Annotated in this window: 12 protein-coding genes and 1 pseudogene; 3 read left to right on the top strand and 10 right to left on the bottom strand. The window is 67.3% G+C overall.

What is annotated here, in order from left to right; genetic code table 11:
* Positions 1-8: 8 nt before the first annotated feature.
* The 7 genes and pseudogenes from AB4Y99_RS03570 to AB4Y99_RS03540 all read right to left on the bottom strand — a co-directional run bounded on the left by AB4Y99_RS03570 (position 9) and on the right by AB4Y99_RS03540 (position 6,896).
* Positions 9-680: a phosphodiesterase gene (locus tag AB4Y99_RS03570; RefSeq protein ID WP_441522418.1), complete on the bottom strand. Its 672-nt coding sequence runs from the start codon at positions 678-680 to the stop codon at positions 9-11.
* A gap of 214 nt (positions 681-894) precedes the next feature.
* Positions 895-1,836 (bottom strand): annotated as a pseudogene (locus tag AB4Y99_RS03565) (ABC transporter substrate-binding protein); the annotation flags it as partial.
* 149 nt (positions 1,837-1,985) lie between these two features.
* A complete protein-coding gene (locus tag AB4Y99_RS03560; RefSeq protein ID WP_038362820.1) occupies positions 1,986-2,819 on the bottom strand; it encodes a carbohydrate ABC transporter permease in 834 nt (277 codons plus the stop codon).
* Positions 2,816-3,751: a carbohydrate ABC transporter permease gene (locus AB4Y99_RS03555; protein WP_441522396.1), complete on the bottom strand. Its 936-nt coding sequence runs from the start codon at positions 3,749-3,751 to the stop codon at positions 2,816-2,818. The genes AB4Y99_RS03560 and AB4Y99_RS03555 overlap by 4 nt, the downstream gene beginning before the upstream one ends.
* Positions 3,752-3,863: 112 nt before the next feature.
* Positions 3,864-4,391 (bottom strand): GNAT family N-acetyltransferase, encoded by a 528-nt coding sequence (locus AB4Y99_RS03550; RefSeq protein WP_441522395.1) that lies wholly within the window; start codon positions 4,389-4,391, stop codon positions 3,864-3,866.
* Between the two features lie 229 nt (positions 4,392-4,620).
* On the bottom strand, positions 4,621-5,766 hold the full coding sequence (locus tag AB4Y99_RS03545) for a type III PLP-dependent enzyme (protein ID WP_441522394.1): 1,146 nt from the start codon (positions 5,764-5,766) through the stop codon (positions 4,621-4,623).
* A 569-nt stretch (positions 5,767-6,335) separates the two neighbouring features.
* Complete coding sequence (locus AB4Y99_RS03540) at positions 6,336-6,896, bottom strand: glyoxalase superfamily protein (RefSeq protein WP_441522393.1); 561 nt, start codon at positions 6,894-6,896, stop codon at positions 6,336-6,338.
* A gap of 274 nt (positions 6,897-7,170) precedes the next feature.
* Between AB4Y99_RS03540 and AB4Y99_RS03535 the strand changes: the two genes are divergently transcribed.
* Together AB4Y99_RS03535 and AB4Y99_RS03530 are read left to right on the top strand one after the other, a co-directional pair.
* The gene (locus AB4Y99_RS03535) at positions 7,171-8,886 is read left to right on the top strand and encodes an OpgD/OpgG family glucan biosynthesis protein (RefSeq protein ID WP_441522392.1); all 1,716 of its coding nucleotides are present in this window, start codon (positions 7,171-7,173) and stop codon (positions 8,884-8,886) included.
* A 24-nt stretch (positions 8,887-8,910) separates the two neighbouring features.
* Positions 8,911-9,183 carry a GNAT family N-acetyltransferase gene (locus tag AB4Y99_RS03530; RefSeq protein WP_441522391.1) on the top strand — a complete coding sequence of 91 codons (273 nt, stop codon included), beginning with the start codon at positions 8,911-8,913 and terminating at the stop codon, positions 9,181-9,183.
* A gap of 6 nt (positions 9,184-9,189) precedes the next feature.
* On the opposite strand, the gene AB4Y99_RS03525 is transcribed toward AB4Y99_RS03530, so the two are convergent.
* Positions 9,190-9,657 (bottom strand): Fur family transcriptional regulator, encoded by a 468-nt coding sequence (locus tag AB4Y99_RS03525; protein WP_441522390.1) that lies wholly within the window; start codon positions 9,655-9,657, stop codon positions 9,190-9,192.
* 142 nt (positions 9,658-9,799) lie between these two features.
* Entirely contained in the window at positions 9,800-10,807 is a 1,008-nt protein-coding gene (locus AB4Y99_RS03520) for an LLM class flavin-dependent oxidoreductase (protein WP_441522389.1), read from the bottom strand.
* 207 nt (positions 10,808-11,014) lie between these two features.
* Here AB4Y99_RS03520 and AB4Y99_RS03515 point away from each other — a divergent pair, with 207 nt between their 5' ends.
* On the top strand, positions 11,015-11,197 hold the full coding sequence (locus AB4Y99_RS03515; RefSeq protein WP_038362832.1) for a hypothetical protein: 183 nt from the start codon (positions 11,015-11,017) through the stop codon (positions 11,195-11,197).
* A 12-nt stretch (positions 11,198-11,209) separates the two neighbouring features.
* Here the strand turns inward: AB4Y99_RS03515 and serA are convergent, their stop codons facing one another.
* Entirely contained in the window at positions 11,210-12,469 is a 1,260-nt protein-coding gene (serA, locus tag AB4Y99_RS03510) for a phosphoglycerate dehydrogenase (RefSeq protein WP_441522388.1), read from the bottom strand.
* Between the last annotated feature and the right edge of the window lie 78 nt (positions 12,470-12,547).

The raw sequence follows: 12,547 nt of genomic DNA, 5'->3' as shown, positions 1-12,547 counted from the left end.
CCCCGGCGTCAACAGCCGCGGTAGCCCTGATGGGTGACCGAGGGGGCGATCTGGGCGAGGGTGYCGGCGAAACGCGTCACGATCGGGCGGTGGTGATGGCCGCACAGGATGCGCTCGACATTGGGATGGCGCGCGACGATGGCCGCGAATTCCTCGGCGCCCTCGAGCAGGCGGATGGCGTCCATGTGGCGGATGCCGCAGTCGAAGGGCGGGTGGTGCATGAAGATCGCGACCGGACGCCCCTGCGCCTCGGTCAGCGCCTTGTCGAGGAAGGCGAGCCGCGTCCCGCAGAGCGCGCCGGCGCTCTGGCCCGGCAGCAGCGTGTCGAGGCCGATCAAGCGCATCGGGCCGAGATCGGCGCAGAACTGGACGAAGCCGTCCTCGCGCAGGCTGCGTGGGTCGAAGCTCAGGCCGGCGAGCAGCGTCTCGCGGCGGTCGTGATTGCCCGGCACCAGCAGCACCGGCATCGGCAATCGGCGCAGCATGGCTTCCAGCAGCGCATATTCCTCCGGCAGGCCGCAATCGGTCAGGTCGCCGGTGATCACCACGAGATCGGGGCGCGGGCGCAGCGCCGCGATCGCGTCGATGGCGCGCTCGGTCAGCGCATTGGTCTCGGAGACGCGATAGGCCGGCTTGCCGCGCGGGCGGATATGCAGGTCGGTGAGATGGGCGATGAGCATGGGCGGTGTCCGGAATGCCGTCATGGCCCTTCTGGGCGGCGACCAGCGCCTCCTTCGGCGATTTCTTGCCGGAGAGGACATTGGCGAGCTCGTCCTCGACCGCCTTGCGGACCGGCACGGTCTTGTAGGTGGCGAACCACGGCCTGGCATAGGCGAGCTGGTCGACGGCGACCTTGGCGTCAGGGTTCTTGTCGAGGAAGGCCTTCATCTCGGGCAGTTCATAGGCCTGCATGTTCGGCGCAAAATAGCCGGTGGCGCGGCTCCACCAGCCCGATTTCTCAGGGCTGGTCATCCAGTTGATCAGCGTCCAGGCGGCCTTGCGGCGCTYGCCCTCGACGCCTGTCGGAACCACCAGCGAGGCGCCGCCGATCGGAACCTGATTCTGCAGGTTCTTCGGCACGAAGGCGACCTTGAGCGGGAACTTGGCATTGCTGCGCACGAAGGTGAGCGAGCCGGTCGAATGCAGCATCATCGAGGCCTGGCCAGAAAGGAAGGCGGTCGAGACCGCACCGTTCTGCTGCACGCCCGGCTGCAGGACCTTGTTCTTGACGAGGTCGCTCCAGAAGGTCAGCGCGCCCAGCGTCGAGGGCTCGTCGTAATAGACCTCGCCGGCATAATCGACGTTGAACCAGCGCCCGCCATTCGAATAGGTCAGCGCCTGCAGCAGCCAGCCGCCGGTGTCATATTGCGAGGGGATCGCGATACCCCAGCGCGTGACGCGGTCGCCCTCGCGCTTGGTCAGCTTCGCGGCGGCGGCGGCGAGCTCGGCCCAGTTCTTCGGCGGGTTCTCGGGGTCGAGCCCGGCTTCCTTGAAGTGCTCGGCGTTGATGTAGAGGATCGGCGTCGAGTTGTGGAAGGGCACGCCATAGACCGAGCGGTCGAGCACGGCATTGCCGGAGAGCGCCGGGAAGAACTGGCCCATGAACTGGTCGTTGCTCTTGCCGTCGGCMTTGATCAGCGTGTCGAGCGGCTGGATCTCGCCCTCGATCTGGAGGTCGCGCAGGAAGTTCGCGGACATGATCGAGACCGCCGGCGGCTTGCCGGCCTTCATCGCGGCGCGGGTCTTGATCAGGGTCTCGTCATAGGAGCCGGTATAGACCGGCGYCACCTTGATCGCCGGATGGCCCTCGTTGAACTCCTTGATCAGGGTGGCCATGTCGCGGGCGAGCTGCCCGTCGACGGGAACCGGGAAGAACAGCTCGATCTCGGTCGGGGACTGTCCGAAGGCCGGCGTCATTGCGAGGGTCGCGGCGAGGGCGGCGCCGGCGAGAAGGGAACGGCGGGTGGTCGTCATGAGGCAATCCTCTATTTGATGCCGGAGGAGACGAAGGAGTTGACGAAGGCGCGCTGGAACAGGACGAAGGCGAGGATCAGCGGCGCGCTGACGATGAGCGTGCCTGCCGCGATGACGCCCCAGGCCTGCGCGCCCTCGGCGCCACGGGTGAAGGTGGCGAGCCCGACGGTGAGCGGGCGCAGATCGGGCGAATTGATCACCATCAGCGGCCAGAGGAACTCGTTCCAGTGGCTGGTGACCGAGACGATCGCGAAGGCGATCAGCGAGGGCTTGGCCAGCGGAAGGTAGATCAGGCGGATGCGCTGCCCGATGGAAGCGCCGTCGATCAGCGCGGCTTCCTCCAGCTCGCGCGGGATCGCGCGGAAGGCCTGCCGCATCAGGAAGGTGCCGAAGGCGGAGGCGAAATAGGGCGCCATCACGCCGAGCAGGCTGTCATAGAGGCCGAGCGAGGCGATCGTCACCAGATTGGGCACGATCAGCGCGACCGGCGCCAGCATGAGCTGCGTCAGGAACAGATAGAAGCAGAAGCTGCGGCCGGGGAAGTCGATCCGCGCGAAGGCATAGCCCGCCAGCGTGATCGTGACGAACTGCACCGCTAGGATGCCGAAGCTGATGATCGCGGTGTTGAGGCCGTAGCGTGGGAAATCGGCGAGCCCCCAGGCCTCGGCGAAATTGGCGAGGCTCGGCACATAGTCCGGGATCAGCGCGGCCATGCCGGCGCCGGTGCTCTCCGGGTTGAAGGCCGCGACCAGCATCCAGAGGAACGGCACGGCCCAGAGCGCGGCGACCAGCAATGTCGCGCCATAGCCGAGCTTCGGCGAGATCTCGCGATTGGCGACGCTCATGATTCCGGCTCCCCGAAGGAGCGCTCGAGAGTGCGCAGCGAAGYCGCCGTCAGCGCCAGCAGGAGCCCGAGCATCGCCAGTGAGCCGGCGGCCGCCCGGCCCGGCTCATAATTCTCGACCGCCTGCTGGTAGACGTAGAACAGCAGCAGGTTGGTGGCGTCGGCCGGGCCGCCCTTGGTCAGCACGAAGACGTGGTCGACCTGCGTCACGACATTGGTCAGGCCGATGACGAGGACGAAGCCGATGGTGGGCTTGAGATAGGGCAGGGTGACATAGCGCAGGCGCTGCCAGGGATTGGCGCCTTCGAGGATCGCCGCCTCGTTGGCGTCCGCCGGAATCGCCTGCAACCCGGCGAGGAAGAACAGCATGTAGTAGCCGGCGTTCTTCCAGATCGTCAGCACCATGATCGACCAGAGCGCGACATCGGGGTCGCCGAGCCAGTTCGGGCCGGAGAGGGCGAGCTTGGCGAGGTAGTAGTCGAGAAGCCCGACATTGGGCAGGAACAGGAACAGGAAGATCGAGGCGGCGGCGACGAGCGGCAGCAGCACCGGCAGGAAGAACAGCGAACGCAGCACGGTGTTGATGCGGTTCGAGCGCGCCAGCGCCAGCGCGAAGCCCAGCGCCAGCACGAGGCTCGGCAGCACCGTGCCGAAGGCATAGATCAGATTGTTGACCAGCGCCTTGCGGAAGGCGGGGTCAGCGACGAGATCGGCGAAGTTCTTCAGGCCGGTATAGACCTGCGGCCCGCCGACACGTTGCTGGCCGTGCAGCGACTGCCAGGTCAACTGGATGATCGGCCAGTAGGTGAACAGCGCCAGCAGCACGAGCGAAGGCGCGAGCAGGCCGAAGGCGACGAGCGTCTTCCGGCGTGGATGCCTGATCGCCAGGCGCCATGCTGGTGCCGGCCGGCTTGCGATGATGGTGTCGGCCATGATGCGTCCCGTCTTGGGGCGCGGTCATGGCCGGGGTCGGTGACGGAGCCGTCACGGTGGGATGACAACTCGGTGACGAACCCCGCATGTCGCGGGGTGCGCTGTCTATATTTCAGGCTGCCTTGCGCAGCGGCGCAACGCCTTCGGCCGTTTCGCCGGCCGCGATGAGCACGCCATGCGCGCCATCGAGTGCGCCGTCGCGCAATTCGATGGCGAGGAAGCGTTCGCGCTCGACCGGGCCGGGCATGGCGAGGTCGCGGGTCAGCGCCGGATCGAAGCCGAAGCGGGCGTAATAGGACGCGTCGCCGACGAGGATGACCGCTCCGTGGCCACGGCAGGCCGCGCGCCAGAGCGCCTCGCGCATCAGCATCTTGCCGAGGCCCTCGCCCTGAAGCTCGGGCTTCACCGCGAGCGGGCCGAGCATGAGCGCAGGCACGCCATTGGCTTCGACATGCCAGAGTCGGACCGTGCCGACGATCTCGCCGTCCAGCTCGGCGGTCAGGGCGAGCCCTTCCGCCGGCAAGCGGCCCTCGCGCAGGCGCTCGCTCGACTTGGCGGTGCGGCGCTCGCCGAGGCAACGGTCGAGCAGCGCCTCGCGGGCGGGAACATCGGCAACGATTTCGTCGCGGATCCGGATCATGACGCACCTCCGGCCGGAGCGCCCGCTTCCTGGCGGACCTTCCCGGCGCCGCGCGAACGCGGCCACAAGCAGAACAGGATGTGGGAAGAGGGGTCCGGCGGGAGCCACGCCCGCGCTCCATTCTGGAGACGCGGTCGCTCCGCCCGGATTTCGCCGGGCAGCCTGCCGTTTCGGACAGGGCGCTTCGCCGGACCCGATTGGTGAGGGAGGGCCGGTCAGCCCTCCCAGGTCAGATGACGTACTGCCTCAGCGGCGGGAAGCCGTTGAAGGCGACGGCCGAATAGGTCGTCGTATAGGCGCCCGTGCCCTCGATCAGCACCTTGTCGCCGATCTCCAGCGAGAAGGGCAGCATGTACGGGGTCTTCTCGTACATGACGTCGACCGAGTCGCAGGTCGGGCCGGCGAGCACGCAGGGAACCGTCGCATCGCCATCGCGCTCCGTGCGGATGGGATAACGGATCGCCTCGTCCATCGTCTCGGCCAGGCCGTTGAACTTGCCGATGTCGAGATAGACCCAGCGGACCTTGTCGTCCTCGGCCTTCTTCGAGATCAGCACGACCTCGGCCTCGATCAGGCCGGCTTCGCCGACCATGCCGCGGCCCGGCTCGATGATCGTCTCGGGGAGCTGGTTGCCGAAATGCTTCGACAGTGCCCGGAAGATCGCGTCGCCATAGGAGGGCACGCCCGGAATCGGCTTCAGGTAGCGCGCCGGGAAGCCGCCGCCGAGGTTGACCATCGACAGCGAGATGCCACGGGTGGCGCACTCCTTGAAGACCGCCGAGGCCGAGGCCAGGGCGGAATCCCAGGCGTTCACATTGGCCTGCTGCGAACCGACATGGAACGAGATGCCATAGGCGGTCAGGCCCAGGCGATGGCCGTGCTCGAGCACATCCGCCGCCATYTCGGGCACGCAGCCGAACTTGCGCGAGAGCGGCCAGTCGGCGCCGGCRCCGTCGCAGAGGATGCGGCAGAARATGCGCGCGTCCTTCGTGCCGGTCTTGTCCGCCGAACGGGCGACCTTCTCGACCTCGGCCGTGCAGTCGACGGCGAAGAGGCGCACGCCGAGCTCCATGGCGCGCACGACGTCGCGTTCCTTCTTGATGGTGTTGCCGAAGGAGATGCGGTCGGCGGTGGCGCCGGCGGCGAGCGCGAGCTCGATCTCGACGACCGAGGCGCAGTCGAAGCAGGAGCCGAGCTTGGCGAGCAGGGCAAGCACCTCCGGAGCCGGGTTGGCCTTCACCGCGTAGAAGACGCGSGTGTCGGGCAGSGCMCGGGMGAAGGCRYGATARTTCTCGCGCACGACATCGRKATCGATGACGACGCAGGGMCCGTCYTCRCGGCGGKTACGMAGAAAYTCACGGATGCGSTCGGTCATGACGCGCGACTCCCCCGGCGCAAGCGGCGCCGATRCGATGTATCGCCGAATGAATCGCTGCCGTCGCGAGGCGCTGTGGAGACGCCGGCGACAGCGGACGAAACGTCCGGACCCGAAACACCGTTCGATTGGGGAAGACCCCGCACGGCCGGCAATGAAGGACAAGCCTCTTCGGTGTTGGCCTTTGGAGGACCAACGAGACCAAAAAAGCCCGCTCCGTCGTTGCTTTAAGCTGCGTCCCCCGTGGAGATTCGGGGTTCGCCGGTTTTGCCTCCGGCTGCTGGTCTGTGTCGGGGAACAATCTCCTTGCGGAGACTGGGAGGCGTGATTTGAGGGATGTCCATCCCCTCCATCCGTCCTCCAACCCCTGGCGGCTGTCCGGCCTCTTGTCCGGATGCCCACCGACCAGCACGCGGCCACAGGCACGTGCGAATTGGGTGAACGCGATATACGGATAGCGACCCCGGACCACAAGTGTTTTGTGAACCCGAAGCCGCATTTTTTTGCAGGGCGGATCTGCGCGCGTCCGGGAACGGGTTAACGGCGGAAAGCGCTGTGCCGACTATGGGTTAGCCGCGCTTCTCGCAGAAGCGGATTCGATTGCCGAACGGGTCCGGCACCTGCAGGGTGCGCCCGCCCGGCCCATCCTCCTCGATGCCCGGTCGCGAATAGGTATAGCGCTTTGCGATCAGCTCGGCATGGAGGGCGTCGATGCCGTCCATCCAGACGAAAACGGTCGAGCCGGGGCTGGCGTCGCCGTGATGCTCGGAGAGATGGAGCTCGAGCCCCGAGCGCGAGACCTGCATATAGAGCGGCGTGTTCGGCCCGAAGCGATGGTCCCAGTCCATGCGGAAGCCGAGGAAGTCGAGATAGAACTCCTTTGCCTTGGCTTCGTCGAAGATGCGCAGGATCGGGATGCCCATCCGCAGGCGCACGGCTTCGGCGGGCTTTTCGGCCGGCATGGCCAGCCCGGCCTCGCCGATCCTGGCCGCCAGCACGTTCCAGTCGTCATGGCCGAACTGGCGCGCCACGATCTCGAGGGTCTCGGAATGGGTCAGCTGAACCTGCCTGGCGGCCATGGCCTCGCGCAGGCTTTTCGCCATCAGCTTCGCGTCGCGGAAATCGCGCATCGTCGTGATCCTTCTCGTTCGGGACGGAAACGATCGGGGCTCGCCTTGCCGATATCCGTCCGCGAGGAGAGCGGGATCAGGACAGCGTCGTCTCAAGGGATGCGTTCACCATGCCCAAAGGGCGCGAGCGGCTGGCCGCATCCGGCCGGGGGCAAAGGTTGCCATCTCTTCATGTCTTGTCAATCGCGCTGCCCTAGACCGGCCCCATTTCATGGCGTTAAGTCGCTGGCGCAGGCGCCTCCGCGACAACCGGTACCCAGTAGACGGACGAGAGATGACGAAGTTTGACCGCCGCCGCGTCCTTGGCGGGATTTCCGCCATGCTGTGCCTTTCGGCGGCTCCGTCCGCCCTGCTGGCGCAGCAGCCGCAGAATCCGAACCCGGTGCCGCCGCCGCAGACGCCGCCACAGCCGCGCTTCGGCTTCGAGGACGTGCAGCGCCGGGCGCGCGAGGTCGCCGCTGTCGCCTATGAGCCGCCGGCGGCCCTGCCCGAGCCGCTTGCGCGGCTCGACTACGATTCCTGGCGCGATATCCGCTTCCGCCCGGACCGGGCCCTGCTCGCGCAGAACGGCTCGCCCTYCCGGATGCAGATGTTCCATCCGGGCTTCCTGTTCACCCGGCCGGTTACGGTCAATGTGGTGCGCGACGGCGTGCCGACGCCGGTGCCCTATTCGGCCAATCTGTTCGACTACGGCAAGGTCAAGTTCGACAAGCCGCTGCCGGTCAATCTCGGCTTCGCCGGCTTCCGGCTGCACTACCCGCTCAACGATCCGCGCGTCCTCGACGAACTGATCGCCTTCATCGGGGCGAGCTATTTCCGCGTGCTCGGCCGCGAACAGCGCTACGGGCTGTCGGCGCGCGGGCTCGCCATCGGGGCAGGCACGAACAGCGAGGAATTCCCGGTCTTCCGCGAGTTCTGGGTCGAGCAGCCGGCCGCGAATGCGGAGCGGATCATCGTCAACGCGCTGCTCGATTCGCCTTCGCTGACCGGCGCCTATCGCTTCACGATCTATCCGGATGTCGACACGCTGGTCGAGGTCGCGGCGACGCTCATCCCGCGCAAGCCGATCGAGAGGCTCGGGCTCGCGCCGCTGACCTCGATGTTCTTCACCGGYGAGAACGACCGSCGCTTCTTCGAGGATTACCGCCCGGAGCTGCACGATTCCGACGGGCTGATGATCCATTCGGGCTCGGGCGAGTGGCTGTGGCGGCCGCTGCGCAACCCGAAGCAGCAGGCGGTCTCCGCCTTCGTCGAGCGCAGTCCACGCGGCTTCGGCCTGATGCAGCGCGACCGCAATTTCGAGCACTATCAGGATCTCGACCTCGCCTATGAGCGCCGGCCGTCCTACTGGGTCGAGCCGCAGGGCGACTGGGGCGAGGGCGTGATCGAGCTGATCGAGATGCCGACGACCGATGAGAGCAACGACAATGTCGTCGTGCAGTGGACGCCGAAGACACCGCTGGAGCCGGGCAAGGAATTCGCCTTCGGCTACCGGCTGACGGCGATGCTGGATTCCAGCGATCTCCATCCGGGCGGGCGCGTGGTCAACACCTTCCAGGCGGCGCCGAAGGCGCTCGGCTCGGTCGAGCCGGTGGCGGACGGCGCGCGCCGCTTCATCGTCGATTTCGCCGGCGGCGATCTCGACTACCATCTCAAGCAGCCGGACAAGGTGGAGATCGTGCCGTCGATCACCCGCGGCAAGATCGATCGCGCCTTCCTGGTGCCGAACCCGAAGATCAACGGTTTCCGCGCCTTCGTCGACATCACCGGCGAGCCGGGGCAGCTCGCCGAGATGCGCGCCTTCCTGAAGAGCGGCCCCAAGACGCTGACGGAAACCTGGAGCTATCCGTGGCGCGCGGAGGCCAGCGAGAAGCCGGCCCCGCAGCAGCCGGCCCAGCCTTCGCCGCAAGCGCAGTCCGACCAGCCGCCCCCGGCGCAACCGCAGCCGGCCCCGCCGTCAGCGCCGGCCCAGCAGAAGCCGGGCCAATAGCACGGGCCGCCAAGGAGAGACGCGATGGACGTCGTCGAGAAACCGGGAGAGAACCGCTTCGAGCTCGCTCTCGAGGGCGGCACTGCGGTTGTCGCCTATCGGATGGATGGCAACCGGCTCGTCCTGATCCATACCGAGGTGCCCGAGCAGTTCGCCGGTCAGGGCGTCGGCTCGCGGCTGGCCAAGGGCGTGTTCGAGCTGATCCGGGCGAGCGGGCGCAAGGCGGTGGTGCGCTGCCCGTTCCTAAAGGCCTGGGTCGCGAAGCATCCGGAATACGACGACATCGTCGACGGCTGAGCGGGCTCAGCGTTCCCTGGGGCCCGGCTCCTTGCGGCCCTTGCGCGCGGGTTGCTTCTTGCGGCCGTAGAGTTCGAGCCGGTGGCGGACGAGCTCGTAGCCGAGTTCGGCCGCGATGCGCCGCTGCAGCTCTTCGATCGCATCCGAGGAGAACTCGATCACGTCCCCGGTATCGACGTCGATGAGATGGTCGTGGTGCTGCTGGTCGGCGTGCTCATAGCGCGAGATGCCGTCCTCGAAGGCGTGCCGCTCGATCGCGCCCTGCGATTCCAGCACCTTCATGGTGCGGTAGACGGTCGAGAGCGAGAGCGTCGGATCCTGCGCGAAGGCGCGCGTGAAGATGCCCTTSGCGTCGGGRTGATCGTCGGCCTCGGCCAGCACGCGCAGRATCAGSCGGCGCTGCTGCGTCATSCGCAGGCCCGCCCCCTTCAACTGGCTTTCGAAAACGRCAACGCGCCGGTCGGTTTCACTCATGCTCAGCCCATAGCAATGAGTGCGGCTATTTGCAAAAGCTGCCTTTTTGGAAGTCATAAGCATTCGCATTAAAATCGCGAATGCGTGTCATTCCTATCTGGATCATGAGCGCGTTGTCCGGCCGCAAATCCGGCCCTGCGCGTCACGCGGCGCCGCGCRCCTTCGCGAGCTCGGGGGCCAGTTCGGCGACGATCTCGAAGGAGCGCTTGCGCTTCTCATGGTCGAAGATTGGGGCCGTGACCATGATCTCGTCGGCGCCGGTATTGGCGACGAAGGCGCCGAGCTCGCGCCGCAACGTCTCGGGCGAGCCGATGAAGGCATAGCGCAGCATCTGCGAGACATGCGCCTTCTCGGCCGGGCTCCAATACTGCTCGATATCGTCGATCGGCGGCTGGAGCTTGCCGCGCGCGCCGCGGACCATGCCGACGAAACGCTGCTGCAGGGAGGTCGCGAGATGGCGCGCCTCCTCATCCGTCTCGGCCGCGACGACGTTGATGCCGGGCATGGCGTAGGAGGACTGCAACTGCTCCGACGGCTTGAAGCGCTCGCGATAGACGGCGAGCGCCTGCATCAGCGCGTCCGGGGCGAAATGCGAGGCGAAGGAATAGGGCAGGCCGAGCTCGGCGGCGAGCTGCGCGCCGAACAGGCTGGAGCCGAGAATCCAGAGCGGCACGTTCAGCCCTTCGCCGGGCACGGCGCGGATTGCCTGGTTGGGGCCGGCCGGGGCGAAGAGCGCCTGCAATTCCAGCACATCCTGCGGGAAGCTGTCGGAGGACATCGGGCTGCGGCGCAGCGCCCTGAGCGTGAGCTGGTCGGTGCCGGGGGCGCGGCCGAGGCCGAGATCGATGCGGCCGGGAAAGAGCGCCTCCAGCGTGCCGAACTGCTCGGCGATGACGAGGGGAGCATGATTCGGCAGCATGATGCCGCCGGCACCGATCCGCATCGTCTTCGTGGCGGCGGCGAGCTGGCCGATCACCACCGAGGTCGCGGCGCTRGCGATGCCGACCATGTTGTGGTGCTCGGCCACCCAGTAGCGGGTGAAGCCCAGCGCCTCGGCATGGCGGGCGAGGTCGATCGACTTCAGCAGCGCCTCGCGCGGGCCTTCCCCTTCGACGACGGGAACGAGATCGAGGACGGAGATCGCGACCATGGCGGGCCCTGCTGGCTGGTGCCGGAGCGAGCCGGCGACGATGGCGTGGCCTCACCAGATGGGAAGGATGGGCGTCGCGGTCCAGAGGCGCCAGCGCTTCGTCATGGCGCGCCTGCGCTGGCGTTCTGGCGGAACGGGCGCAAAGCTGACGCGTTGCCCAGATGACGGCCGCGTTTCCGCGCGGCGCCATCGAAAGGGGGGCAACCCATGACCACGACCGCCAATCCGGCCAAGGAGAGCTTGCGCAAGGAGCAGAAGGAGCAGCGCAAGGCCGAGCGCGAGCACGGCAAGGACGCCGAGCTCAACCGGGCGCTGAAGGATACCTTCCCGGCCAGCGATCCCGTCGCGACCCAGACGCCGACCAAGCCCGGCGGCCGGGGAAAGCGTTGACGCGACTGATCCTCAACCGCGCTGGTAGAGCAGGCGGGCGCGGATCGTGCCGTCGAGCGCGCGGATCTCGCGCAGGATGTCGCTGGCCTCGGTGCTGGTGACGCCGTCGGCCTCGATGACCGCGTAACCGACCTCGCCATCGGTGTGATAGTTCTGCGCGGCGATGTTGACCTGGCGATTGGCGAAGACGTCGTTGAGGCGCCTGAGCATGCCGGGAACATTGCGCTGGACATGGATGAAGCGCGTGCCGACGGACCGGGCCGGGATCTGCACCTGCGGGAAGTTGACCGCGCCCACCGTCGCGCCGACATCGGAATAATCGACGAGCTTGCGCGCCACCTCGGCGCCGATGCGCTCCTGCGCCTCCTCGGTCGAGCCGCCGATATGCGGCGTCAGGATGACGTTGGCGCAGCCTTGCAGCGGCGAGACGAAGCGTTCGGCGTTGGAGGCGGGCTCGACCGGGAAGACATCGACCGCGGCGCCGGCAAGATGGCCGCTCTTCAGCGCCGCCGCCAGCGCGCCGAGATCGACGACCGTGCCGCGCGAATTGTTGATGAGGTAGCTGCCGCGGTTCATCTGGGCGAGCTGCTCGGCGCCGATCATGCCGTGGGTCTGCGGCGTCTCGGGAACGTGCAGCGAGACGATGTCGGCCGAGCCGAGCAGTTCCGCCAGGCTGCCGACCGGCTCGGTGTTGCCGTGGCGCAGGCGGTCGGTGTGATCGTAATAGATCACGCGCATGCCCATCGCCTCGGCCAGCGTCGAGAGCTGGCTGCCGATATTGCCGTAGCCGACGATGCCGAGCGTCTTGCCGCGCACCTCGAAGGAACCCTCGGCCGACTTGTCCCAGCCGCCTTCATGGGCCGAGCGCGAACGATCGGGAATCCGGCGCAGCAGCATGACGATCTCGCCGATGGTCAATTCGGCGACGCTGCGGGTGTTGGAGAAGGGCGCGTTGAAGACCGGCACGCCCTGCTGGCGCGCGGCTTCCAGATCGACCTGGTTGGTGCCGACCGAGAAGCAGCCGACGGCGAAGAGCCGGTCGGCGGCGGCGAAGATCTCCGGCGTCAGCTGGGTGCGCGAGCGGATGCCGAGGACATGCACGCCCCGGATCTTCTCGATCAGCGCCGCCTTGTCGAGCGCCTTGGGCAGCCGCTCCAGATTGGAGTAGCCGGCCTGCGTCAGCAGCGCGACGGCGGAATCGTTGATGCCTTCCAGCAGCAGGACCTTGATGCGGTCCTTGGGAAGGGAGAGGCGTTCGCTGGCAGGGGTCATGGAATTCGCGCTCGTGAAGGAGCGGTTGCTATAGTCCTCGCCGGGCGCGAGGCCAACGCCTTAGAGGCTGTTATGAGC

The organism is Allobosea sp. TAB14 (genome assembly GCF_052113865.1).
Lineage (GTDB): Bacteria > Pseudomonadota > Alphaproteobacteria > Rhizobiales > Beijerinckiaceae > Allobosea > Allobosea spartocytisi.
Note: the sequence above shows the minus strand (reverse complement) of the source record. Positions and strands in the feature narration are given on the sequence as shown.